General features: G+C 71.3%; 21 protein-coding genes and 1 pseudogene. 14 read left to right on the forward strand and 8 right to left on the reverse strand.

Features of this window, described 5'->3' with window-relative positions:
* Positions 1-392 precede the first annotated feature (392 nt).
* Together ACFXKZ_RS02020 and ACFXKZ_RS02025 are read left to right on the forward strand one after the other, a co-directional pair.
* A complete protein-coding gene (locus tag ACFXKZ_RS02020) occupies positions 393-854 on the forward strand; it encodes a MerR family transcriptional regulator (protein ID WP_379995343.1) in 462 nt (153 codons plus the stop codon).
* The gene (locus ACFXKZ_RS02025) at positions 832-1,830 is read left to right on the forward strand and encodes an aldo/keto reductase (RefSeq protein WP_379995345.1); all 999 of its coding nucleotides are present in this window, start codon (positions 832-834) and stop codon (positions 1,828-1,830) included. The genes ACFXKZ_RS02020 and ACFXKZ_RS02025 overlap by 23 nt, the downstream gene beginning before the upstream one ends.
* A gap of 33 nt (positions 1,831-1,863) precedes the next feature.
* Here ACFXKZ_RS02025 and ACFXKZ_RS02030 read toward each other — a convergent pair whose 3' ends face one another.
* The 3 genes from ACFXKZ_RS02030 to aceE form a co-directional block, all read right to left on the reverse strand.
* Entirely contained in the window at positions 1,864-3,021 is a 1,158-nt protein-coding gene (locus ACFXKZ_RS02030; RefSeq protein ID WP_379995348.1) for a hypothetical protein, read from the reverse strand.
* Positions 3,018-4,448, reverse strand: a complete 1,431-nt coding sequence (locus ACFXKZ_RS02035) for a hypothetical protein (RefSeq protein ID WP_379995351.1) — start codon at positions 4,446-4,448, stop codon at positions 3,018-3,020. Before ACFXKZ_RS02035 ends, ACFXKZ_RS02030 begins: the two co-directional genes overlap by 4 nt.
* A 224-nt stretch (positions 4,449-4,672) precedes the next feature.
* Positions 4,673-7,408, reverse strand: coding sequence for a pyruvate dehydrogenase (acetyl-transferring), homodimeric type (gene aceE, locus ACFXKZ_RS02040; RefSeq protein WP_379995354.1), 2,736 nt, complete (start codon positions 7,406-7,408; stop codon positions 4,673-4,675).
* 391 nt (positions 7,409-7,799) lie between these two features.
* Between aceE and ACFXKZ_RS02045 the strand changes: the two genes are divergently transcribed.
* Both ACFXKZ_RS02045 and ACFXKZ_RS02050 read left to right on the forward strand, forming a co-directional pair.
* The gene (locus ACFXKZ_RS02045) at positions 7,800-8,024 is read left to right on the forward strand and encodes a DUF1918 domain-containing protein (RefSeq protein WP_379995357.1); all 225 of its coding nucleotides are present in this window, start codon (positions 7,800-7,802) and stop codon (positions 8,022-8,024) included.
* Positions 8,025-8,215: 191 nt separating this feature from the next.
* Entirely contained in the window at positions 8,216-8,659 is a 444-nt protein-coding gene (locus tag ACFXKZ_RS02050; protein ID WP_379995360.1) for a DUF3052 domain-containing protein, read from the forward strand.
* A 101-nt stretch (positions 8,660-8,760) separates the two neighbouring features.
* On the opposite strand, the gene ACFXKZ_RS02055 is transcribed toward ACFXKZ_RS02050, so the two are convergent.
* Complete coding sequence (locus tag ACFXKZ_RS02055) at positions 8,761-9,708, reverse strand: maleylpyruvate isomerase family mycothiol-dependent enzyme (protein ID WP_379995362.1); 948 nt, start codon at positions 9,706-9,708, stop codon at positions 8,761-8,763.
* A gap of 164 nt (positions 9,709-9,872) precedes the next feature.
* Here ACFXKZ_RS02055 and ACFXKZ_RS02060 point away from each other — a divergent pair, with 164 nt between their 5' ends.
* The 5 genes from ACFXKZ_RS02060 to ACFXKZ_RS02080 all read left to right on the forward strand — a co-directional run bounded on the left by ACFXKZ_RS02060 (position 9,873) and on the right by ACFXKZ_RS02080 (position 13,990).
* Positions 9,873-10,331: a peroxiredoxin gene (locus tag ACFXKZ_RS02060; protein WP_379995364.1), complete on the forward strand. Its 459-nt coding sequence runs from the start codon at positions 9,873-9,875 to the stop codon at positions 10,329-10,331.
* A 166-nt stretch (positions 10,332-10,497) separates the two neighbouring features.
* Entirely contained in the window at positions 10,498-11,073 is a 576-nt protein-coding gene (locus tag ACFXKZ_RS02065; protein WP_126642884.1) for a TerD family protein, read from the forward strand.
* A 197-nt stretch (positions 11,074-11,270) separates the two neighbouring features.
* The gene (locus tag ACFXKZ_RS02070; protein ID WP_126642955.1) at positions 11,271-11,849 is read left to right on the forward strand and encodes a TerD family protein; all 579 of its coding nucleotides are present in this window, start codon (positions 11,271-11,273) and stop codon (positions 11,847-11,849) included.
* A 146-nt stretch (positions 11,850-11,995) separates the two neighbouring features.
* On the forward strand, positions 11,996-13,153 hold the full coding sequence (locus tag ACFXKZ_RS02075; RefSeq protein WP_379995366.1) for a DUF475 domain-containing protein: 1,158 nt from the start codon (positions 11,996-11,998) through the stop codon (positions 13,151-13,153).
* A 144-nt stretch (positions 13,154-13,297) separates the two neighbouring features.
* Positions 13,298-13,990 carry a Tellurium resistance gene (locus ACFXKZ_RS02080; protein WP_078975205.1) on the forward strand — a complete coding sequence of 231 codons (693 nt, stop codon included), beginning with the start codon at positions 13,298-13,300 and terminating at the stop codon, positions 13,988-13,990.
* Between the two features lie 76 nt (positions 13,991-14,066).
* On the opposite strand, the gene ACFXKZ_RS02085 is transcribed toward ACFXKZ_RS02080, so the two are convergent.
* Complete coding sequence (locus ACFXKZ_RS02085) at positions 14,067-15,350, reverse strand: TerD family protein (RefSeq protein WP_379995368.1); 1,284 nt, start codon at positions 15,348-15,350, stop codon at positions 14,067-14,069.
* Between the two features lie 250 nt (positions 15,351-15,600).
* On the opposite strand from ACFXKZ_RS02085, the gene ACFXKZ_RS02090 reads away from it, so the two are divergent.
* The 5 genes and pseudogenes from ACFXKZ_RS02090 to ACFXKZ_RS02110 all read left to right on the forward strand — a co-directional run bounded on the left by ACFXKZ_RS02090 (position 15,601) and on the right by ACFXKZ_RS02110 (position 21,046).
* A complete protein-coding gene (locus ACFXKZ_RS02090; RefSeq protein ID WP_379995370.1) occupies positions 15,601-16,773 on the forward strand; it encodes an HpcH/HpaI aldolase/citrate lyase family protein in 1,173 nt (390 codons plus the stop codon).
* An 85-nt stretch (positions 16,774-16,858) separates the two neighbouring features.
* Positions 16,859-19,353 (forward strand): annotated as a pseudogene (locus ACFXKZ_RS02095) (phosphoribosyltransferase).
* Positions 19,350-20,183: an HAD family hydrolase gene (locus tag ACFXKZ_RS02100; RefSeq protein ID WP_379995373.1), complete on the forward strand. Its 834-nt coding sequence runs from the start codon at positions 19,350-19,352 to the stop codon at positions 20,181-20,183. The pseudogene ACFXKZ_RS02095 and the gene ACFXKZ_RS02100 overlap by 4 nt, the downstream one beginning before the upstream one ends.
* A gap of 300 nt (positions 20,184-20,483) precedes the next feature.
* The gene (locus tag ACFXKZ_RS02105; protein WP_379995375.1) at positions 20,484-20,627 is read left to right on the forward strand and encodes a hypothetical protein; all 144 of its coding nucleotides are present in this window, start codon (positions 20,484-20,486) and stop codon (positions 20,625-20,627) included.
* A 203-nt stretch (positions 20,628-20,830) separates the two neighbouring features.
* Positions 20,831-21,046, forward strand: a complete 216-nt coding sequence (locus ACFXKZ_RS02110) for a hypothetical protein (protein ID WP_379995377.1) — start codon at positions 20,831-20,833, stop codon at positions 21,044-21,046.
* On the opposite strand, the gene ACFXKZ_RS02115 is transcribed toward ACFXKZ_RS02110, so the two are convergent.
* From ACFXKZ_RS02115 to ACFXKZ_RS02125, 3 genes are all read right to left on the reverse strand, one after another.
* Positions 21,017-21,496: a hypothetical protein gene (locus tag ACFXKZ_RS02115; protein ID WP_379995379.1), complete on the reverse strand. Its 480-nt coding sequence runs from the start codon at positions 21,494-21,496 to the stop codon at positions 21,017-21,019. The two genes, ACFXKZ_RS02110 and ACFXKZ_RS02115, sit on opposite strands and share 30 nt — an antisense overlap.
* Before the next feature lie 267 nt (positions 21,497-21,763).
* A complete protein-coding gene (locus ACFXKZ_RS02120; RefSeq protein WP_379995381.1) occupies positions 21,764-23,122 on the reverse strand; it encodes a hypothetical protein in 1,359 nt (452 codons plus the stop codon).
* Between the two features lie 260 nt (positions 23,123-23,382).
* The gene (locus tag ACFXKZ_RS02125; protein ID WP_379995384.1) at positions 23,383-23,976 is read right to left on the reverse strand and encodes a lytic polysaccharide monooxygenase; all 594 of its coding nucleotides are present in this window, start codon (positions 23,974-23,976) and stop codon (positions 23,383-23,385) included.
* Positions 23,977-24,275: the final 299 nt, after the last annotated feature.

A 24,275-nucleotide genomic window follows, 5' to 3' on the forward strand; every position in this document is an offset into this window, starting at 1 on the left:
CCACGGGACGCGGCAGGCGTCGGGACCCGTGGGGACGGATCGCCCCTCCTGCGAGGCCGATGTCGTCGGCGCGGACGAGGCGACCCGGCTCGGCCGCCACCCCGGGAGCGGGATGGGCCATCACGGTTGCGGGACAGCGCCGGGATCACACCGGACTTCGCTGCGTTCGACGCCGTCGGCGACAAACCGGTCGCCGACGCGCGAACGATATCAACGCCCTCGTTCACCCTCGGTGATTGGGGGTGGTTTGCCGCCCTCGCCCACGCGGTCCGGCGCCGCTTCCGACTTGACCGACCCGTGAGACCGGGTGCTTGCTTGGAGTGCGCTCGAACTCCGTAGCGTTCCCGTCATGCCCGTCCCACCGGGGCGGGCCTCCCACCGGAGGCTTCTCGATGTCGGTACAGCAGACCCGGCCGTCCGCGGACTACGAGGTCGGCAAGTACTCGATCGGCGAGGTGGCCGAACGCACCGGTCTGACCGCGCACACGCTGCGCTGGTACGAGCGGATCGGCCTGATGCGGCATGTCAGCCGCCAGCGCCCCCGGACGGGAGGGGACGGTAACGGGCAGGGGAGTCGTCGTCGCTACAGCGACCACGATCTCGACTGGCTGGAGTTCGTCGGCAAGATGCGCCTGACCGGGATGCCGGTGGCGGACATGCTCCGGTACGCGGAGCTGGTCCGCCAGGGCGATCACACCCGGCGCGCGCGCCGAGAGCTGTTGGCGGAGCACCGCGAGGAGGTCCGCAACCGCATCAGCGATCTCCAGAGTTGCCTGCTCGTCATCGACCACAAGATCGAGATGTACGCGGACGCGGAGGCGAGCAACGACGATGAGCACTCTCAAGCTGGGTGAGCACGGACCGGAGATCTTCCCTCAGGGCCTTGGCTGCATGGGCATGAGCGCCTTCTACGCGGGCGCCGAGCACGACGAGTCGGTGGCCACCCTGGAGCGGGCCCTCGACCTGGGGGTCGACCTGTTCGACACCTCCGACGTCTACGGCCCGCACACCAACGAGGAACTGCTCGGGGCCTTCCTGGCGGAGGGCGACCGGCGTGCCCGGGTCACCCTGGCCACCAAGTTCGCGATCAGCTACACCGCCGACGGCGCGCGGGAGATCCGCGGCGACGCGGCCTACGTCAAGCAGGCCGCCGAGGCCAGCCTGCGCCGGCTGCGCACCGATGTGATCGACCTGTACTACATGCACCGCCGCGACGTCCGGGTGCCGATCGAGGAGACGGTCGGCGCGATGGCGGAACTGGTGCGCGAGGGCAAGGTCCGGCACCTGGGCCTGTCCGAGGTGACCGCGAAGGAACTGCACGCGGCGGCGGCCGTGCACCCGATCGCCGCCGTGCAGTCGGAGTGGAGCCTGTTCACCCGCGACATCGAGGAGAGCGTGGTGCCCGCCGTGCGTGAGGTCGGCGCCGCCCTGGTGGCCTACTCGCCGCTCGGCCGGGGCTTCCTCACCGGCGCCTGGGCCAGCGCCGAGACGCTGCCCGAGGGCGACTTCCGCCGGTTCCAGCCGCGCTTCACCGGCGACAACGCCGCGGCGAACGCGGCGATCCTGGCGCCGCTGCGGACCATCGCCGAGGCACACGGCGTCACCCCCGCGCAGGTCGCGCTCGCCTGGGTGCAGTCGCGCACCCGGGCCTGGGGTCTGTCGGTGGTGCCGATCCCCGGGACCACCAAGCGGCACCGCCTGGAGGAGAACGTGGCGGCGGTCGACCTGGTTTTGACCGACGCCGAACTGGCCGCGCTCGAACCGATCGCCGGACAGGTCACCGGTGGGCGCTACCCGGACATGACGGGCACCTTCAACGACCGCGACTGAGCCGTCCCCGAGGCCGCCCCGCACGGGGCGGCCTCAGCGGCGGCCCTCACGCTCCAGGCGCTCCACCACGTGCTGCCGCAGCAGGCCCTCGAATCCGGACTCGCGGATTCGCCGGGCCAGCGCCGACGGCGTGGTGTGCAGGGCGGTCGCCGCCGCGTCCAGGGCCCAGTCGTGCGCGTGCAGCGTGGAGAGCAGGTGGCCCCGACGGACCTGCGCCGCGGACAGCCGAAACGTCTTGCAGTAGGCGAGCCGCCCGTCCCGGTGCACGATCCGCTCGCCGATGTGGTTCTCCTCGTCGAGCCGAAACGAGGGCAGGAAGCGGGACAGCTCGAACGGCCCCAGCCGGTACACCGACTCGCTCGTGTAGGCGCCCTCGCCGGTGAGGCCGGACAACATCAGCTGGTGGAACCGCTCCCAGGCCCCGGCCTGCCCCGCCGCCGCCCGGCGCAGGTCGGCGAGCGAGGACACCCGCGCGGCCTCGATCTCCACCAGGAAGTCCGGCACCGCTTCGACGTAGTTCGCGTAGTGGAACAGCACCTCGCCGTACAGGTCTTCGAGCAGCGTCGCGTGCAGGGCCCGGTAGTCGGACGGATGCGGCACCACGAACACGCTCGCGAGCGTGTCCGCGACGTAGAGCGCGACCCCGCACTGGTCCCGATGGATCTCGAACACCTTGAGCGCGTCGGCCAGACCGCGCACCGCGTATCCGCAATACGCCTCCTCCATCCGCGGCGACAAACCCTCGCGGACGGCCCGATCGGTCCACTCCTCCCACACGATCGAGGGCCCGCCGAAGTGCAGCGCGAGATACCCCTCCATGGCCAGGTGCATCGGCAGGAAACGCAGCCGATCGTTGTTCACGCCGCGGGCCATCCGGCGCAGCGCGCGCCGGCCCGGCATCTTCATCCGCGCGTTGCGCGGCGTGACCGGGCGCTCCTGGAGCTGAGTACCGAACGCCGCCGTTCGATCCCCGTCGGGATCCCACGACGCGACGAAGGCGTGCGGAATGAAGGAGTGGTAGTAGGTGCCGTCGCCGACCTCCACGATCGAGGGATCACCGACCTTGTAGACCCGCCGGTCCAGCCGCAGGCCGACCAGCGGCTCCTCGCGCACCAGCGGCACCAGTCGCACCGCGCCCCACACCTGCGCGGGCCGGGCGATCAGCCCGGTGGCCGCGAAGCCGCCGTTCACGCCGCCGCCTTCCGGGACCGGAACCGGTCCTGACGATCCGCCAGGTAGCGGCGCAGCTCGGTGAACCCGGCCCGCCCCTCGGCGAACCGGGCCAACTCCACCAGCGCCGGCACGTCCTCGGCGTCGCGCACCCCCACCGTCGGCACGCTCGCCGACAACCGCTTCACGTCGAAGCCCTCCGCGTCGTACACCGGGTTCAGATGCACCACCGCGGTCGCCCCCGTCGGATCCAACCGCTCGCGCCACACCCGCAACACCTCGGCGGCCAGCCCCGGCGGGCTGTTGTCCCAGCCGTCCGAGACCACGATCAGCCGGTCCGGGGCCAGTTCCAGCGCGTCGATCACGCGCTCGCCCAGCGGCGTCGGCCCGCTCGGCCGTACCAGCAGCGGATCGTGCGTGCCCGAGGTCCACAACCCGGTGAACTCCCCGGCCAGCGCCTTGAGCAGGAACCGACACGCGAGCGCCACGGCCAGCGGACGCTGCCGCTTCGCGGTCGAACCGAACGACGAGAAACTGTCGTCGAGCACCGCGACCACCCGCCCCCAGGTGCCCGCCGCGGGGCCTGCCACGCGGCGTGCGGAGACGGTCATCGCGTGCCGCAACTCGTCGTGCCGGGCCGCCCGTTCGGCCTGCGACAAGGACAGTACGTACGACGCGAGCCGGGTCAGCGGCATCGTGGTGAGATCGGCCCGGACCGCCGCCACCCCGGTCCGCTCGGCCGCGTCCTGCAGGCGCAGGCGCTCCAGGCGGGTCAACTGCGGGGCGATCTTCTCCAGGAAGGTGGCCCGCTTGATGCCGTGCATCGAGGCCAGCCCCTCGGCCACGCTGTACGGCAGGTCGTAGAGCGCGCGCTGCGCGTAGTGCGCCTGTCGCCACGTCTCGAACAGCGGCGTGCCGAACACCGACACCTTCCGGGGCGAGCTGAACAGGAACGTCCCGGTCTCGGCGGGCACTTCCAGATGCGCGTGCCGCATCGTCGCCTTCACCCCGGTGCGGTACTTCACCGCGTCGAAGACCGGATCGCGGCGCTGCGCGGTCCAGTCGCGCATGATCGCCCGGGTGCGCCGGTTGTTGACGCCGCGTCGGGCCAGCTCGCGAAACAGCCGCCAGACCCGCTGAGGGGCCATCAGTTCCAGCCGGCGGGCGATCAGTTCGCCCTCGCGGCGGCGCACCTCGGGGGTCAGGTCGCGGCTGCTCACCAGCAGGTTGCGGACGATCAGCGCGGCGTTGAAGTCGTTGATGTCCAGGGCCAGGGACGCGGCGTAGAGCTCGCGGTAGTTGCCCAGGATGTATTCGTGCAGGAACTCCACCGACAACCGCTGTGCGGTCGCGTCGTCACGGAACTCGCGCTGCCCGGTGGAGGTCACCGCCGCGTTGACGAACATCACCACGTCCTCGCACGCGACCAGGTCCCGGCGGTCCACCACGCATCCCCTCGGCCCGACGAAAAGTGGATGCCGGCCGGGGAATGGAGGAGCGAACAGCGAAGTGACGCTTAAGAGGCGATTCCGAAAGTCGCAAACCGAAGTCCCGCGGCCGGCCCGGAAAGTCTAGACCGGGGTGATCCCGAAGGAGCGGGAAATAACGGCCGAGGCCCCGATCCGCGCACGGATCGGGGCCTCGGCCGGACTATCGGCAGGTCACCGGCGGGTCAGGCGTCGCCGCCGACCGTGCCCACTCCGGCCGCCTTGACGTCCAGGAGCTGGTACTGCGCGATGGCCTTGGCCACCACGCCCGGGTCGATCTCGCCCCGGCGGGACAGCTCCGACAGCACGCCCACCACGACGGACTCGGTGTCCACGTGGAAGAAGCGCCGGGCCGCGCCGCGGGTGTCGGCGAAGCCGAAACCGTCGGTGCCCAGCGACGCGAAGTCGGCCGGGACCCAGCGCGAGATCTGGTCCGGGACGGCCCGCATCCAGTCGCTGACCGCCACCACCGGGCCGGGCCGGCCGTCGAGTACGCGGGTCACGTACGGGATGTGCGGCTCGGCCTCGGGGTGGAGCAGGTTGTGCTCCTCCGCCGCGACCGCGTCGCGCCGCAGCTCGTTCCAGGACGTGACCGACCAGACGTCGGCGACCACGTTCCAGTCCTGGGCGAGCAGCTTCTGCGCCTCCAGCGCCCACGGCATGCCGACACCGGAGGCGAGGATCTGGGCACGCAGCGCGCCCTCCTTGGCGGGGCCGTCCTGGTAGAGGTACAGGCCCTTGAGGATGCCGTCCACGTCGACGTTCGCGGGCTCCGCCGGCTGCGCGATGGGCTCGTTGTAGACCGTCATGTAGTAGAAGACGTCCTCGGCGTTCTCGCCGTACATCCGCCGCAGACCGTCCTTGACGATGTGCGCGATCTCGTACGAGAAGGCCGGGTCGTACGCCACACAGGCCGGGTTGGTCGAGGCCAGCAGCTGCGAGTGCCCGTCCGCGTGCTGGGTGCCCTCGCCGGTCAGCGTGGTGCGACCGGCGGTGGCGCCGAGCACGAAGCCGCGGCTGAGCTGGTCGGCCATCTGCCAGAACTGGTCGCCGGTGCGCTGGAACCCGAACATCGAGTAGAAGACGTACACGGGGATCATCTGCTCGCCGTGCGTCGAGTACGTCGAGCCCGCGGCGATCAGCGACGCCACACAACCGGCCTCGGAGATGCCGTCGTGCAACATCTGGCCCTGCGCCGACTCCTTGTACGACAGCAGCAGTTCCCGGTCGACCGAGTCGTAGGTCTGCCCGTGCGGGTTGTAGACCTTCGCGGTCGGGAACATCGCGTCCATGCCGAAGGTGCGGTACTCGTCCGGCGCGATCGGCACGAAGCGCTTGCCGATCTCCGGGTCGCGCATCAGGTCCTTGAGCAGGCGTACGAACGCCTGCGTCGTGGCGACCGGCTGCTTCGAGCCCTTCTTCAGCACGCTGTAGACCGGGTCGCCGGGCAGCTTGAGCGCCTTGGACCGGTCGAGCCGCTGCGGCAGCGAGCCACCGAGCGCGGCGCGCCGCTCGCGCATGTACTCCATCTCCTCGGACTTCTCACCGGGGTGGAAGTACGGGGGGAGGTCGGCTTCGAGCTGCTCGTCCGAGATCGGCAGGTAGAGCCGGTCGCGGAACGCCTTCAGGTCCGACTTGGTGAGCTTCTTCATCTGGTGCGTGGCGTTGCGCGACTCGAAGTTCGGGCCGAGCGTCCACCCCTTCACCGTCTGCGCCAGGATCACGGTCGGCTGGCCGACGTGCTCACGTGCCGACTTGAAGGCCGCGTAGACCTTGCGGTAGTCGTGCCCGCCGCGACCGAGCTTTTGGATGTCCTCGTCGCTCAGGTCCTGCACCATGCGGCGCAGCCGCGCGTCGTCGCCGAAGAAGTGCTCGCGCACGTAGGCGCCGGACTCCACCGCGTAGGTCTGGAACTGGCCGTCGGGCGTCGTGTTCATCTTGTTCACGAGCGCGCCGTCGGTGTCCTGGGCCAGCAGCGGATCCCAGTCGCGGCCCCAGACGACCTTGATCACGTTCCAGCCGGCGCCGCGGAAGTACGACTCCAGCTCCTGGATGATCTTGCCGTTGCCGCGTACCGGACCGTCGAGTCGCTGCAGGTTGCAGTTGATCACGAAGGTGAGGTTGTCCAGCTCCTCGCGCGCGGCCAGGCCGATGTTGCCGAGCGACTCCGGCTCGTCCATCTCGCCGTCGCCGAGGAAGGCCCAGACGTGGCTGCGCGAGGTGTCCTTGATGTTGCGGTTGTGCAGGTAGCGGTTGAACCGGGCCTGGTAGATCGCCCCGAGCGGGCCGAGGCCCATCGAGACGGTCGGGAACTCCCAGAACTCCGGCATCATCCGCGGGTGCGGGTAGCTGGGCAGCCCGTTCGGCGCGGCCGACTTCTCCTGCCGGAAGCCGTCGAGCTGGGCCTCGCTCAGACGTCCTTCCAGGAAGGCACGTGCGTAGATGCCCGGCGACGCGTGTCCCTGGAAGTAGATCTGGTCGCCCGACTCCCCGTGGTCCTTGCCGCGGAAGAAGTGGTTGAAGCCCACCTCGTACAGGCTCGCCGAGGACGCGTAGGTGGCGATGTGACCACCGACGCCCAGGCCGGGGCGGTTGGCCCGCGACACCATGATCGCGGCGTTCCACCGGACGAACGCACGGATGCGCCGTTCGATGTTCTCGTCGCCGGGGAACCAGGGCTCGCTCTCCGGGGCAATCGTGTTGATGTAGTCCGTGCTCCGCAGGCCCGGCACGCCGACCTGACGTTCACGGGCCCGTTCGAGCAGCTTGAGCATGATGTATCGGGCTCGCTGGCGGCCCTGCTCGTTGATGACTGCGTCCAGCGACTCCAGCCATTCCCCGGTCTCGTTCGGATCGATGTCGGGGAGCTGGCTCGGGAGGCCGTCGCTGATGATCGAGAAGCGCTCTCGTCCGGAAGCCACGCTGTTCCTTCGCCTTATCGGTAGATGGGGACCCTCCCCGCGAGAGCGGGGTCGACCACCCTGAGCGGTGTCGCGCCGTCCCCATCGTGGTACCCGGACGTCGGATCCGTCATCTCTACCGACCGGTAATGGACCGGCGGGGTGCCCGCCTGCGTCTCATCCACCGATCATGTACCGAGCCCGATCCGTGTTCGGTTACCGCGACAGGAGCGGAGCTGCCCTGATCGTCCGGCTGTCACCGGACGCTCCACGCGGCGGTTCGCGATTGCGGGGTGATGCAACCGTGAACCTCCAAGACCTTACGCCGACTGTCTTACGCACAGCGCACTGGCGTAGTTCCCTGGGAGGGTGTGAGTGGTTTCGCACCCGTTCGACAGGGAGGTCAGGGCTGATGCAGGCACGAATTGGCGACCGGCTCCACGTGCACGGGAAGACGGTCGGCCGCGGCGATCGGTTCGGGGAGATCATCGAGGTCAGGGGCCCGGACGGCGGGCCGCCGTACGTGGTGCGGTTCGAGGACGGGCACACCGGTCTGGTGATCCCCGGCGCCGACGCGGTGATCGAGCGGGTCGGGGGCGCGGATCCGGCCGCGGGACGGCCCCGGCGCACCTGGTGAGCTTTCGTCTGTCAGGCTGGACCCTCGAATACGTTGCGTGATCCATGCCCGGCGGGGGTAGCTTCCGCACTACATGGGTGTGGCGTTTGCGCGAGTACGTGACCTGGGTACTTGCGCGAACAGCCTGGCGCGTGTGGACTTACGCGCGTGAGCCCCGAAGCGTTGTGGGGCCGGACAAGGGAGGTTGATTCGTGAGCGCGACCGCGGACCACGCGGAAGAGCGGGCCAACTCGGCCGTTCGACTTGGGTTCCAGCCCGGACAGGTGGTCCAGGAGCTCGGTTACGACGACGACGTGGACGAGGAGCTGCGCGAGGAGATCGCGGAACTCACCGGAAACGAACTCGTCGATGAGGACTACGAGGATGACGTTGCCGACGTCGTCCTGCTGTGGTTCCGGGAGGACGACGGCGATCTCGTCGACACCCTCGTGGATGCCCTCGCCACGCTCACGGATGGCGGCCATATCTGGCTGCTGACCCCGAAGACCGGCCGGGACGGATATGTAGAACCCTCGGACATCGGTGAAGCCGCGCCGACGGCGGGATTGGCCCGCACGACGAGCTTCGGCGCCGTCAAGGACTGGTCGGCGACCCGTCTGGTGTCGCCCAAGGCGGTGCGCAGCGGCAAGAAGTGACTCGACGCCACTGCGGTAAGCAGACGAAGAGACCCCGGTGCGGTGACAAAGGTCACCGCACCGGGGTCTCGGCTGTTCGGGGTCGTCCCGGCGCTTTCGGGTCAGGGGCGGGTTCGGGTGAGGGTGGGGAGCAGGGCCGTCATGCGGCCGACGCCGCCGAGCGCGGCGGCGGTCAGGCGCAGGGCCGGGCCGCCGGGCAGGCCCGGGACGTGGTCGAGCAGGGGGGCCAGGGACAGCAGGCCCGGGAGGTTGTGTGGTTTCAGGTCCCGGCGGGCCAGGAGGGTGGGGACCGCGCGGCGGCCGGCGGAGGCGTCCAGGAGCAGGGCGGCGGCGCTGGCCTCGACGGCGGGCAGGTTCGGCCGGCCGGGCGGGAGCGGGAAGACCTCCCATCCGGTGCCGGCTGCGCCGGGGGCGGCGAAGCCCCAGCCGCCTCCGGGCACGGCCAGGCCGGCGCGGGCCCGGACGCCGTGCCGGGCGGCGAGCGCGCCGGTGATGTCGGCCAGGGCCAGCACGCCGGCGTCCAGCAGTTCCGGGGGCGGTTCGCCCGCGCCGCAGGGGGCCAGGTCGAGCGCGTGTACGGCCAGCTCGTAGGCGATCGCGCCGAGCTGGGTGAGCAGCGGGACCGGGCCTACCTGCGAGCCGGTGCGGGCCAGGGCCAGGGACGGGTCCTCGGTGGTGGCGTCGAACGCGGCGACCAGTCGGGCCCGGCCGTCGTCGAGCGCGGCGAGCAGTTCCTCCCGATCGGCGTCGCGGTGGGCCGGGACCAGCCGCGCGTTGACCTCGTCCTGGTGCATCGGCGCCGCGTCCGGGGCCCGTCGGCCGCTCGCCTCGGCCAGCAGGCGGGCGAGCAGCGGGGCCTCGGGCCAGGACGCGAGGTGGGTGATCACGGCGCGCCCGTCCCAGCCCGGCAGGCGGGACGGCGCGTCGAGGTCGACCCGGCCGGCCAGGTCGCGGAAGGCGTCCCAGGCGGCCAGGGCCCGCGTGCGCTGCGCCTCGGCGGGCATGGAGGCGGTGCCCCACGGGCCGCTGACGATCTCGATCGAGGACATGCCCGCATACTGCCCGCTCCCCCGACCGCCGAACGCCGACCCCCCACCCGCGCATGCCGGCTCCCGTGCGCCGACCCCCACCCGCGCATGCCGGCTCGCGTGCGCCATCCGGCTAGGCTCGCCGGCGCGAAGCGGACGTTGCCCGGGACGAGGAGATGCGCACGATGGCCGTGGAGATCGGTAGCGAGGCCCCCGACTTCGAGCTGCGGAACCAGCACGGTGAGGGCGTGCGGCTCGCGGACTTCCGGGGGGAGAAGAGCGTGCTCCTCGTTTTTTATCCGTTCGCGTTCACCGGCGTGTGCACGGCCGAGCTGGGTGCGCTGCGCGACGAGCTGTCCGCCTTCCAGAACGACGATGTGCAGGTGCTCGCGCTCTCCTGTGACGCGCCGTTCTCGCTGCGGGTGTTCGCCGAGGCGGAGGGCTACGGGTTTCCGCTGCTCTCGGACTTCTGGCCGCATGGCGCCGCGGCTCGGGCGTACGGGGTCTTCGCCGAGGACAAGGGGTGCGCGTTGCGGGCGAGCTTCGTGATCGACCGGGGCGGCGTGATCCGCTGGAGCGTGGTCAACGCGATGCCCGACGCGCGGGACCGGACGGAGTACCACAGGGCGCTCGCGGCGCTGTGAGGAGAGGTTCGCCGGCCGGTTCGCGCGTAGCTCGGGCCGGGGCGGGTACCCATGCCGCGGCGAGACCTCCCGCCGGTCAGGAACTCATGACTAGGATCGGCGCGTTGTCACGTCGTAGGCGAAAACCCCGGGGCACCCGTTGCTCCATGAACTTTTTGGAGGACTCGTGGGCGTCAGCCTGAGCAAGGGCGGCAACGTCTCGCTCTCGAAGGAGGCTCCCGGCCTGACCGCCGTTCTCGTCGGCCTGGGTTGGGACGTGCGTACGACCACCGGCACGGACTTCGACCTCGACGCGAGCGCGATCCTGCTCAACGGAAGCGGCCAGGCGCCGTCGGACGGGCACTTCGTCTTCTTCAACAACCTGAAGAGCCCGGACGGCTCCGTCGAGCACACCGGCGACAACCTCACCGGTGAGGGCGAGGGCGACGACGAGGCGATCAAGGTCAACCTCGCGGGTGTCCCCGCCGATGTCGAGCGGATCGTCTTCCCGGTCTCGATCTACGACGCCGAGACGCGGCAGCAGAGCTTCGGCCAGGTCCGCAACGCGTTCATTCGCATCGTGAACCAGGCCGACAACAAGGAACTCGCCCGGTACGACCTCACCGAGGACGCGTCGACCGAGACCGCGATGGTGTTCGGCGAGCTGTACCGCAACGGCGCGGAGTGGAAGTTCCGCGCGGTGGGCCAGGGCTACGCCTCGGGCCTGCGCGGCATCGCCAAGGACTTCGGGGTCAACGTCTGACCCGGGCACACATGATGGACGCCCGCCGACCGCTCACCGCGGTCGGCGGGCGTTCGTCGTCCCGGACCGGTCGGGCCCGCGCCGAGGGTTGTCGAAATGTGCCCCTGTGCACGTCCAGAGCTGTGCAAAAAGGGGGCCCCGGGGGGTCGGGGGCATGGCAAGGTTGAACGCGAATGTACGACGATCAGGAGGATTCGATGGGGGTCACCCTCGCCAAGGGCGGAAACGTCTCGCTGAGCAAGGCCGCACCCAATCTCACCAATGTGCTGGTGGGTCTGGGCTGGGACGCGCGCGCCACCACGGGCGCCTCGTTCGACCTGGACGCGAGTGCGCTGCTGTGCGGTGGGGCGGGCAAGGTGCTCGGCGACGACTATTTCGTTTTCTACAACAACCTGAAGAGCCCCGAGGGGTCGATCGAGCACACCGGTGACAACCTCACCGGCGACGGCGACGGTGACGACGAGGTGATCCTGGTCGACCTGACGGCCGTTCCGGAGCAGGTCGAGAAGGTGGTTTTCCCGGTCTCCATCTACGACGCGGAGATGCGCGGACAGACCTTCGGCCAGGTCCGCAACGCCTACATTCGGATCGTGAATCAGGCGGACAACAACGAGCTGGCGCGTTACGACCTGACCGAGGATGCGTCAAGTGAGACTGCCATGATCTTTGGAGAACTTTACCGTTACCAGGGGGAGTGGAAGTTCCGCGCGGTAGGGCAGGGGTACGCTTCGGGCCTGCGGGGGATCGCACTCGACTTCGGCGTCAGCGTGCAATGAGTACGCGCTGACGGTGTGTCAGGGTCGGTCACCCGGTGGGGCCGGCCCTGACGCCTTTTCCGAGGACTCTCGGATGGGGGACGAGGACCGGTCTTCCTGATGACCCACCCGGAGATTGCAATCCCAGGTAGATAAGGACCTCATCCGTGGTAATCCGTACGTTCGGCTGGTCGTTCGCGGTGACGGCGGTCGGTCTCGCCGTCGCCGCCTATTTCTGGGGAGCGACCGGATTCGGCATCGTGCTGATCCTGTCGATCCTCGAGATCTCGTTGTCTTTCGACAACGCTGTAGTAAATGCCACGATCCTCAAGAAGATGAATGCCTTCTGGCAGAAGATGTTCCTGACGGTCGGCATTCTCATCGCCGTCTTCGGCATGCGTCTCGTCTTCCCGCTGCTCATCGTGAGTCTCACCGCGGGGATGAGCCCGACGGATGTGGTCGACCTCGCGTTCCACGAGAACAAGATGATCGACGGCATGACCTACGCCGATCACCTGGACGAGGCGCACCCGGCGATCGCCGCCTTCGGTGGGCTGTTCCTGCTGATGATCTTCCTCGACTTCATGTTCGACGAGGAGCGCGAGCACCACTGGGTCGGCCCGCTGGAACGGTTCACCGGCAAGCTCGGCAACTTCGACGTGCTGTCCACCCTGATCGCGCTGGTCACCCTGGTGGTCGTGGCGCAGTCGCTCGCACCCGCGCACAAGGAGGGCACGGTCATGGTGGCGGGCGTGCTCGGCCTGATCGCGTACCTGGCCGTCGGCGGGCTCTCCGACTACTTCGAATCGCACGGCACGCTCGGCGAGATCAACGCCGAGGAGGACGAGGACGAGGACGCGGAAGAGGGCGCCGGGGCGGTCCAGGCCGCGCGCAGCGGCCCGAACACCGCGCAGCTGGCCGCCGGCAAGGCCGCGTTCTTCATGTTCCTCTACCTCGAGGTGTTGGACGCGTCGTTCTCCTTCGACGGTGTGGTCGGCGCGTTCGCCATCACCCAGGACCTGCTGATGATCACGCTGGGTCTGGGCATCGGCGCGATGTACATCCGGTCGCTCACCGTCTACCTGGTGCGCCAGGGCACGCTGGACGACTACGTGTACCTGGAGCACGGCGCGATGTACGCGATCGGCGCGCTCGCCGGCATCCTCCTGGCGTCGATCAAGTGGGAGATCCACGAAGTGATCACCGGTGTGGTCGGGGTGGGCTTCATCGGCGTCGCGCTGATCTCCTCGATCGTCCGCAACAAGCGCATCGGGCACGTCCCCGGGCAGAACGGCGAGGCCAAGACCAAGGCCGGGGTCGTCTAACCACCCGGCGGCACGTCCCGCGAGCACGACCGGTACCGCGTCCGAGCATCCGTCGGGCGCGGTACCGGTTTTTTCCGGCCCGGTTATGTTGTGTACTGAAGCCGCCACCACGCGTACGCGGGCTCGGGATCAGGGGAGGGCTTGATGCCGCTTTTCGACTGGCGTCGGGGATTGATCGAACGCGAGCCGGACCACGGCGGGCACAAGGTCGCGCTGACCCGCTCGACGCCCGAGGTCTCGCTGACCCAGGCGGGCTCGGCGACCGGCACGCTGCGGGTCAACCTGCACTGGAACCCCCAGGTCGAGCAGGCGCCGCCGCGGCAGCGCAGCGGCGGGCTGTTCCGGCCGCTGGCCGTGCAGTCGCCGCCGCTGCCGCAGAAGATCGACCTCGACCTGGGCTGCATGTGGGAGATGTCCGACGGCTCCAAGGGCGTGGTCCAGGCGCTCGGCAACCTGTACGGGCAGTTCAGCCAGCCGCCGTACGTGCGCCTGGACACCGACGACCGCTCCGGGTCGGCGTCGGGCGAGACGCTGTTCATCAACATCGACCAGGCGCGCAACGTGCGCCGACTGCTCATCTTCGTCTACATCTACGAGGGCATTCCGGCGTTCGACCAGGTCAACGGCGTGGTCACGCTGTTCCCGAACGCGGGTCTGCCGATCGAGGTGCGATTGGACGAGCACGCGCGCGAGGCGCACACCTGCGCGGTGGCGGTGGTGGAGAACCACGGCGACGACATCGTGGTCCGCCGCGAGGTCCGCTACGTGCACGGCTATCAGGCCGAGTTGGACCGCGAGTACGGGTGGGGTCTGCTGTGGGCGCGCGGCTACAAGTGAGCCGCGGGCACCGGTGATCCGGTGCGGCGGGTGACCCGGTCCGCCGAAGGACCGGGTCACCCGTGCGTGGGGCGGGTCAGCCCTGGAATTGCGGGCCCTGCGGCGGCGAGTCCAGGCGGCGCAGCTGCGGCGGGCCGCCGTGGCCCTGGGGCGGGGTGCCCTGGTGCGGCTGCGGGGGCATGCCCATGCCCTGCGGCGGGGTCATGCCCGGTTGGTACTGCCCGGGCGGCTGCGGAGCGCCGTGGGAGGGCGTGTACGGGCCCGGGGGCTGCGGGGCGCCGTGTGCGGGCGTGTAATGACCGGGAGCCGGGAGCTGCGGGCCGCCCGGGGGCATGTGCATCACGCCCGGCGGGGTCTGGAACGCGACGCCGTGCGAGGGGGTGCCGGGAGGCTGCGCGAAGCCCTGCGGCGGGGTGCCGCCCGGGCCGGGCGGGGGCGGTACGGGCGCGCCGGCGGAGGGCGTCTGCGGGTAGCCCGGAGGCGGGCCGCCGAACGTGTGCGGGGCCGGCGGCGGCGGGATCGTCGGGCCGTCGTGGCGCGGCGGGGGCGGCACCAAGGGGCCGCCGTACGGCGCGTTGCCCGACACGGGCAGCACGCCCTGGGGCGGCGCCGGCTGCTGTCGCGCGGGCGGGGCGGGCACGGGGCCGCGGTCGTACTGCGGCAGCACGGCGGTGGGCGCAGCGTCCTGGTAGGTCGGCTGCGGCTGCGGCGCCGGGGGGTTGCCGAAGACCGGCGCCGGCGGCGGCGCCGGTGCGGTGGGCGGCGACTGGTGCACCGGCGGCAGCGGCGCGGGAGCCGGGGCGGGCGGGGCGCTCGCGGGGGCCGGTTCGTCGTCGACGCTGATCCCGTAGTCGGTGGCCAGACCGGCGAGACCGCTCGCGTAGCCCTGGCCGACCGCGCGGAACTTCCACTGGTCGCCGCGCCGGTAGATCTCGCCGAACACGAACGCGGTCTCGGTGGTCGCGCCGGTGATCGGGAAGTTGAGCAGCTCGCCTCCGCCGTCGACGTCGTACAGTCGAAGGACCAGACCGGGCACCGCGCCGATCGTGCCGCCGTCGGCGGACGCGGCCACGATCACGTGTCGGACATCCGGGGTGAGCGCGGCGACGTCCACGCGGACGCCGTCGGTGCAGCGGTCGGGGGCGGTGTGCTTGCCCTCGTGGACGACCGTGCCGGAAGGGTGTCTGGGCTGGTTGTAGAAGACGAAATCGTGGTCGCCGCGCACCTTGTCGTCCGCGCCGAGCAGCAGGGCCGAGGCGTCCATGTCCGGGACACCGGCTCCCGGCCGCCATTCGAGGACCACGCGCACGGACCGGGCGGGGAGGGCCGTATTCGCTCCCTTGGACATCACCTGGGTCATGTCCCCATCCTGCCGTCCCGATGGAGTCGGGCTCAACGTGGGTCGGGGCCGTGACGATTGTGTGAACACATGGTCCTATAACCGGATCGTACGTCTTCGATTTTGCTTTTCGGTTACCGTAGGCAGCACCTGCCGGCGGCTCACCGGCTCGGCGCGTAATGCGCCTTTCGATACATCCGGGGCGGGTACGGGTTCCCTTCCCGACGCGCCTGTTTCACCACCACCGACGGTCGAGGGGGATCAGATCACGATGCGGCATTTCGGCTACCTGGACGATGCGGTCCGCGACCACCTGTTCCACCGCGAGCCGCAGACGTTCGACCGGGACAGCGATGCCGGCGTGCTCGCCTCGGCTCTCGGCGCGACCCTGTACAGTCCCGCCACGCGCGCGACGCTCGCGACGGACATCGCCAAGCAGGCCGCCCGCGGGGTGACCTCGATGGTGTTGTGCCTGGAGGACTCGATCGACGACCGCGAGGTGGTCGGCGCCGAGCAGAACCTGGTCGAGCAGTTGGCCGCGTTCGCCGGCTCCGGGGCCGAGGGGCCGCTGCTGTTCATCCGGGTCCGCCACCCCGAGCAGATCACCGACCTCGCCGAGCGGCTCGGCGACACGCTCGGCGTGCTGACCGGATTCGTACTGCCCAAGTTCGAGCCGGACAGCGGCGCGCGCTATCTCAAGGCGCTGGACGAGGCGATCACGATGAGTGGTCGCCGACTGTTCGCGATGCCCGTCCTGGAATCGCCGTCGATCGCCTACATCGAGCACCGGCGGGCCGTGCTCGCCGAACTCGCCGAGCTGATCGCCGTGCACCGCGAGCGCATCCTGGCGGTACGGATCGGGGCCACCGACTTCCAGTCGGCCTACGCGCTGCGCCGCTCGCGCGATCTGACCGCCTACGACGTGCACCTGGTGGCCCAGCTGATCGGCGACATCGTCAACGTCTTCGGTCGGGCCGACGGCACCGGACACGTGATCAGTGGGCCGGTGTGGGAGTACTTCCCGCAGGGCGAGCGGCTGTTCAAGCCGCAACTGCGGCGCACGCCGTTCGCCGAGGCGGAGGATCCGGAGGCGGTCGAGCTGCGCACCCGACTGATCTCCGCCGACCTGGACGGGCTGATCCGCGAACTCGAACTGGACAAGGCCAACGGCCTGCTCGGCAAGACCGCGATCCACCCCAGCCACGTGGCGGTGATCCACGCGATGTCGGTGGTCACGCACGAGGAGTACTGCGACGCAGGCGACATCCTCGCGGAGAGCGCGGCCGGCGGCGGGGTGTTGCGGTCGGCCTACACCAACAAGATGAACGAGGTGAAGCCGCACCGCGCGTGGGCGCAGGCGGTGATGCGTCGGGCGCACGCGTTCGGCGTGGCCCGCGAGGACGTCACGTTCGTGGACCTGCTCGCGGCGGGGGTCATGGAGTGAGCCGGCGGCCGGGGCGGGACGTCCCGGCGGGATCGGTCGATACGGGGCAACGAGGGAAGCGGGTTCGTGCGTGACGCAACATCGGATGGAAACCTGGCCGGGAGGGCCGGCGGAGTCGGGCGGGTCGACGGATACGGCTACCTGGTCGGGGAGTTGGGTCGCCGAGCGGCTCGACGTGGCGCTCGCCGGGGACGGGCTCGACGCGCTGGTCGGGCTCGCGCTGCGGCGCAACCCGCGCCGGGCCCACCTGCTGGTGTCCACCGTGTTGGGCAAGCACGTCCCGCAACTGCCCGAGGTGGTGCACGACGCGGGCCGCGACCTGGGCCTGCGGGTGGCGCGCGTGCTGGCCGACGAGCCGACGCCGGTGGTGCTCGGCTACGCGGAGACCGCCACGGGCCTGGGGCACTGCGTGGCCGAGGCGCTGCCGGGGGCGGCCTACCTGCACTCCACCCGACGTCCGGTGGCCGGGGTGGACCGGTTCGGCACCTTCGAGGAGGAGCACTCGCACGCCACCTCGCACCTGATCCTGCCGCGTGATCGCGAACTGCTCTCCGGGAGTGGGCCGTTGGTTCTGGTGGACGACGAACTGTCCACCGGGCGCACGGTGTCCAACACGATCCGGGCACTGCACGCGGTCGCGCCTCGGGCGCACTACGTGATCGCCGCGCTGATCGACGTGCGCGGTCCCGCCGACCGGGCCGAGTTCGAGGTCTTCGCGGCCGAACTCGGCGCCCGGGTGGACGTGGTGGCGCTCGCGGCCGGCACCGTCGACCTGCCCGAGGACGTGCTCGCGCGCGGCACCGCGCTGGTCGCCGCGCACGAGGCCGGCGGGCCGGCGGACGAGCCGCCCGGCACGGTGCGCACCCTCGACCTGGACTGGCCGGCCGACCTGCCCGACGGCGGCCGGCACGGGTTCACCCAGGCCGACCAGGACACCCTGGAGCGGGTCCTGCCCGCCCTCGGCGCGGCGCTGGCCGGGCAGGTGGTGGGCCGGCGGATCCTGGTCCTCGGCTTCGAGGAACTGATGTACACACCGCTGCGGTTGGCCCGCGCGCTGGCCGAGCACGTGCCGGCCGGAGTCGAGGTGCGCTACTCGACCACGACCCGCTCGCCGGTGCTGGCCGTGGACGATCCGGGCTATGCGATCCGTACCCGGCTGCAATTCCCCGCCCACGACGATCCGGCGGACGGGCCCGGCGAGCGCTACGCGTACAACGTCGCGGCCGGCGCCGATCCCGAGCGGCGCTTCGACGAGGTGCTGATCGTCGTCGACTCGGTCGCCGACACCCCCGAACTGCGCGCGCCCGGTGGGCTGTTGGACGCGCTGTCCCGGGTCACCGACCACGTCGGTCTGCTCGTCGTCCCCTCCTTCACCCCCGAGGTGCGCAGGTCATGAACCACCAGTCCGTGAACGATCGGCCCGGTGCGGCCGGACCCGACACCGGGAAGCTGCCGGAGCCGCTGTACGGTCCCGCGTTCTCCTCCTACGCCGCCGACGAGGTCGCCTGGCTGCTCAAGGACCTGTCCGCGGTCGAGTTGGAAGCGCCGCTGGAGGAGCGCGAGGAGGCGATCCAGCACGCGGGCGCGCACTATGCCGAGTCGTTGCCCATCGAGTACCAGCCCTCGCCCGAGTACCAGGCACTGTTCCACGCCGCGCTGGACGCCTCGGCGGAGCGGATCGCGCACGCGGTCGGCGTGGTCACCGAGACCATCCTCGCCGAGCGCGGCCGGGACGCGGTGCTGGTCTCGCTGGCCCGCGCCGGCACCCCGGTGGGCGTGCTGATGCGCCGCTGGGCCCGGCGCGCGCACGGCCTGACGCTGCCGCACTTCGCCGTGTCGATCGTGCGCGGACGCGGCATCGACACCACCGCGCTGCGTTGGCTGGGCCGCGAGTTCGACCCGTCGCGGATCGTCTTCGTGGACGGCTGGACCGGCAAGGGCGCGATCACCCGCGAGTTGTCCGACGCGCTGGACGTGACCGCAGCGACCACCGGCATGCGGTTCGACCCGGAGTTGGCCGTGCTCGCCGACCCGGGCTCGTGCGTGCGAACCTACGGCACCCGGGACGACTTCCTGATCCCGTCCGCGTGCCTGAACTCGACGGTGTCCGGACTGGTCTCGCGCACCGTGCTGCGCGACGACCTGATCGGGCCGGACGAGTTCCACGGCGCGAAGTTCTACGCCGAGTTGGCCGGCGCGGACGTGTCCGGGCTGTTCCTGGACGCCGTCGCCGAACGGTTCGACGCGGTGGCCGAGGACGTGGCGCGCGACCAACGCGTGCTCGCCGCGAGCGACCGCACGCCGACCTGGGCCGGATGGCGCGCGGTCGAGCGGATCGGCGCCGAGTACGGGATCGACAACATCAACCTGATCAAGCCCGGGGTCGGCGAGACCACGCGGGTGCTGCTGCGCCGGGTGCCGTGGCAGATCCTGGCCCGCGAGGGGGTCGGCGCGGAGCTGGACCACGTGCGGATGCTCGCCGCCCAGCGCGGGGTGCCGGTGATCGACGTGGACGACCTGCCGTACTCGTGCGTGGGTCTGGTCAAACCGGGCTTTCGCCGGGACGGGAGCGCCGCGTGAACGTGCTGGTGGCCAGTGACCTGGACCGGACCCTGATCTACTCGAAGGCCGCCGCGCGGCTGGGGTTGGCCCCCGAGGAGCCGACGCCCGAGCTGGTGTGCGTGGAGGAGTACGAGGGCGCGCCGATGTCCTTCGTCACCCGCCGGGCCGGCGCACTGTTGGCCGAGCTCGCCGAGCACAGCACGTTCGTGCCCACCACCACGCGCACCCGGGAGCAGTACGGGCGGATCGTACTGCCCGGCCGGGCGCCGGAGTTCGCGATCTGCGCCAATGGCGGCCACCTGCTCGTGCACGGCGAGAGCGACCCGGACTGGCATGCGGGGGTGCGCAAGACGCTCGCCGCGAAGGCCGCGCCGCTGCCGGAGGTGATCGCCCACCTCGAAGTGGTCGCCCGACCCGAGTGGACGCTCAAACTCCGGGTGGCCGAGGACCTGTTCGGCTACCTGGTGGTGGAACGCGCGGCGCTGCCGCCGGAGTTCGTGCCGGAGCTGACCGAGTGGGCGAACGCGCGCGGCTACGGCGTCTCGCTCCAGGGACGCAAGCTCTACCTCGTCCCGGACGCGCTGACCAAGGGCGACGCGGTGCGCGAAGTGGCTCGACGGGCCTCCGCCGATGCGGTGTTCGCGGCCGGTGACTCGCTCTTGGACATCGAACTGTTGCGGGCCGCGGTCGCCGGGGTGCGGCCGGGGCATGGCGAACTGGCCGACAGCAACTGGTCGGCGCCGCATGTGGAGGCGTTGGCCGCGATGGGACTGTCCGCGGGGGAGCGGATCGCGGAGTGGCTGTTGGAGCACAGTCGGGGTCGGGCTCGGCCGGTGGTCGGGGCGTAGGGGGGCCGGGCCGGCGCTCTGGCGCCGAGTGTGTCGTGTGGTGGGCCGGGCCGGATCCGGACGCGGCCGTGCGGGCCTGGTTCGACGCGGGCGAGCGGGCCAGGTACGAGCGATATCGCCGCCCGGCCGACCGGGCCAGGTTCGCCACCGCGCGGGCGCCGGCCCGGCTCGACGTGGCCCCGGGCGAGGTGCGCTTCGACACGACCTGTCGGCTGTGCGGGTGCGACCGGGGCAAGCCGAGGGTGGTGCACGGCCCGGCCGGGGCTCGACTTCGCCATCTCGCACGCCGGGGAGTGGGTTGTGCTCGCGGTGGTCGAGGGCGCCGAGGTGGGCGTGGACGTGGAGCGGATCGCCACCGTCGAGGGCACGCTGTCCAGTGCCGAGCCGGCCGCGCGGGACCGGCTCCCGGCGCGCCTGCGGGCGGCCGACGCGATCACCCGGTGAACCCGCAAGGAGGCGCTGCTCAAGGTGTACGGGCTCGGTCTGACCGTCGGTCCGCTGCCGGTTGACGGTGTCGGGCGTGGGCGAGCCGCCCCGATTGTTGGACTGGCCGGATCCGCCGGAGGCGGCGGGGGTGCCCGGCGACCTTGCGGCGATCGACCCACCCGGACGGCGGACATCCGCACCGTGGGCAGGATGCGGTGCGGATGTACGACCTGACGCCGGGCGTCGGCTACGCGGCGACGGTGGCGCTGCGCGGACCCGGGCCGGACACGGTGCGCGAGTGCTGGGTGGACGCGGTTTCGGCGCCGGACGGGGCGGAGCCGGGTGGGGTGGCGCCGGGCGGGGCGATGCCGGGCCGGGTGGCGTCCGGTGAGGTGGCGCCGGATCGGTCAGACGCAGGCGCCGCGGACGGTCAGTAGTTCGGCGCGGGCGTGCAGCTGTCGGCCGCACTCCATGTCGAAGGTCAGCTCGAAGCCGTCGCGCGCGGCGCGCACCCGGGTCAGCGCGACCTCGGTGAACCGGTCGAGCGCGCCGCACAACTCGTGCATGACCACCCCGGTCGAGGACAGGCCGAGCACCGTACCGTCGCCGAGCGTGACCAGGTCGCAGCCGCGGTTGCCGGCCGCCGCCTGGGCGTCGGTCACCCGCAGCGGACCGCGTCCGAGCGAGTGCAGCCAGCTGACCGCCCGGCGATGCAGCACCGCGCGCTCCTCCTCGTAGGCGACGGCCATCATGCGGTGCATGTCGGTCATGTCGTCGGTGTGCAGGGGCAACACCGGGGCCGTCCGCGGAGCCCGGCGCAGCGCGCGCAGGCAGGGCGGTGCCAGGACGAGGAGAAACACGAACAGGAGCATCAAGAGCACGGGCATGTGCGACTTCCCGGTGTCAGCATCGTGGTCGCCGGCGCGGCGCGCGGGATCCGTCCCCGTGAATCGGGACCAAGGTCCCGAAGTCGGCCGGTCCGTCGACTTTAAACCTTGAATTTCGGGAAAGTGGCCACCGGTGCCGATTCTTTACCCGACCGGTCGAACGTGGCGACGAAGTCGCTACGTGGAGTTGCCGATTGTGCGCCGACTGCGGAAAATGTCGGATTTCGGGTGGCGGATGATCGCTGTGCGTAGTGTCCGGGTTTGGCCTCAGTGCGGGCCGGGGCCGGCCCGGTCCTCGCGGATCACCTGCACGGTGGCCGCGACCTCGGCGCGGATGTCCCGGGTCTCGCTGAGAAAGCGCCACCAGTCGGGGCGGGGCTGCTCCGGCTCCGCGGCGATCGCCTCCAGGCGGTACACCAGCGCGTCCAGTCGGCGGGCGTAGCGCTCCTCGGCGTTGGCCCGGCCGCCGAGGGCGAGCCGCTGGGCGTCGCGCAGCGCGAATCGGGTCCGCTCCAGCTCGGCCTCCGGGTCGCGGGCCACCTCCTCCAGCGCGTGCAGCCGGTCGTTGACCGAGGCCATCGCCTCGTCGGCGTCCTTGAGGGTGGCCCGGGCGGTGGCCAGCCGGCTGACCGCGTCGGCGTACTCGCCGCGCCCGGCCGCGGCACCGGCCTCCTCCAGGCGGCTGCGGGCCACGCCCAGGGACTGTCGAGTGCGCGCCGGGACCTGCTCCAAGTCGACCCAGCAGGACTGTACGTAGTCGCGGCGCAGGCGGTGCAGGGCCGGCTCGATCGTGGCCAGGCGGGATTCCAGCGCCTGGGCGCGGGTGCGCAGCGAGGACAGCCGGTTGGTGACCTCCTCGCGCTGCCTGGGCAGCCGCTCGGCCTCCGCGCGCAGTTCACCGGCCGCGGTCTCGATCCGCCGGGCCACCTCCAGCGTGCCCGGGATGCCGAGCGCGGCCGGGCCCCGGTCCAGCTCGGTCAGATCGGCGCGTACGGCGGCCAGTCGGGTGGTGAGTGTGGTCGAGCCGAGGCCGGCCCGCTCGGTCGCGGCGACCGCCTGTTCGGCCTCGGCGGCGGCGCGGCGGGCCCGGTCCACGGCGGGGGGCAGTTGGCCGAGCGCCTGTTCGGCGTCGGCGAGCAGCGGGCCGAGCGAGGTGCCGAAGCGGTCCAACTCCTGGCGCACGGCGTCGAGCCGGCTCGCCACCTCCGCCAACTCTCGCCGGGCGGACTCGTATTCGTCGGTCTCCAGCTCCACGTCGAGCGGATGCCGGTCCATCAGCGCGATGTAGGCCGCGCTCGCCTCGTCGATCCGCAGGCTCACCGCGGCGAAGCCGCGCAGCGCGTCCTCGGAGCCGCGCGCGCCGCGTACGGCTCGGACCGTCTCCAGCGAGAGCATCATGTCCCGCTGTGCGGTGTCCAGCTGGAGGAATGCCTCGCCCGCCGCCTCGCGCGCGGCCAGCGCGGCCGAGCGGGCGGCGTCCTTGCGCCGGCGCCACGGGCGGGTCTCGCCGCCGGCGAACGCGCCCGGGAGCAGCGCCAGGAGCAGCGGCGCGAGCGTGATCGACAGGGGAAGGCCACCCCCGAGGGACCGTCGTGCGGATCCGACCACCACGCCTGCTCCCGTCACCGTGTGAACTGTGCGCACTCCATCCTGCCCATCCTTCCAGGTGCTGTCCGATGGAGGTCCACCAACCGTCCCTTCGGCGCGTGTCCGGGGCCGGACGAGGCGCGCGGGGGGCGGTGTGGGGGTGGGCCGTCGGGCCTGGTGGGTGGGCGGGTGCGTGGGGGTGTGGGTGCGTTGGGGTGTGGGGCGTGGCGCGCCCGGCGGTCGTTGTGGGTGACCGCCGGGCGGGGTGTGACGGGGTGGTACCGGTGGGTGTGCTTCGGTCAGAAGGTCACGTCGGAGCAGGAGTAGAACGCGTTGTCGGTGTCGTCGATGTCCCAGACGGCGAAGATCAGCGCGCGGCCGGTGCGGCCGGCCGGGAGGGTGCCGGTGTGCACCTGGTGCGCGGCGGGCTGGGCACCGTGGTACGGGACGGTCAGGAACGGGGTGCTCTCGATCTGGGCGCGGCTGATCGGCGTCGCGGGATTCCAGGTCGGCTTGGTGATGTAGTAGCGGAACGACGTGGTCGAGTGTCGGGCCTCGATCTCCCAGGTGAAGCTGAACGAGGCGCCGGAGGTGAGCGGGGTGGCCGGCCAGGTGCCGTTGCGGGGGTTGTCGAGCGGGGCCCAGCGGCCGTCCGCGCCGGCGCACAGCTGCCCGTCGGGCGGTCCGCCCGCGGGGTAGCCCTTGGGGCCCTCGACGCTCTGCGGCTCCCACTGGATGTCGCCGCAACGCTTGACCTTGCCCTCGCCGCACAACGCGGAGCGGCTGGCCGGGCTGGAGATGTACCCGTGGGCGGAGGCGGAGGACGCCGGCAGTAGGAACGGCAGGGCGAGCACCGAAGCGCTCAGCGTGGCCAGGAGGGTGCTCTTGCGCATCGAACTTCTCCTCGTGAACGAAGTCGTGCCGGGACGGGCAGACTCGTTCGGACGCGGCCTCGAAACGGTCCGCGCGCGTGCGCACGTGCGCCGGAGCGCGGATGTCGCGAGTCGATGGGACGTCGACATCCGCATCCGAACGTGGAACCACACGATCCGGGTGCGGATCGTGTCGGGTGCGACCTGCGCGAGTCGCGTGCCTTCGTTACCGGGGGCGCTCTTTCACGCTAGAAGCGGTGATTCCGGTCGGTCAATGGTCTGGACCACGTGCGGCACAAATTGGCTAACCCGGATCGGGG

It is taken from the genome of Embleya sp. NPDC059237, from assembly GCF_042754105.1.
GTDB lineage: Bacteria > Actinomycetota > Actinomycetes > Streptomycetales > Streptomycetaceae > Embleya.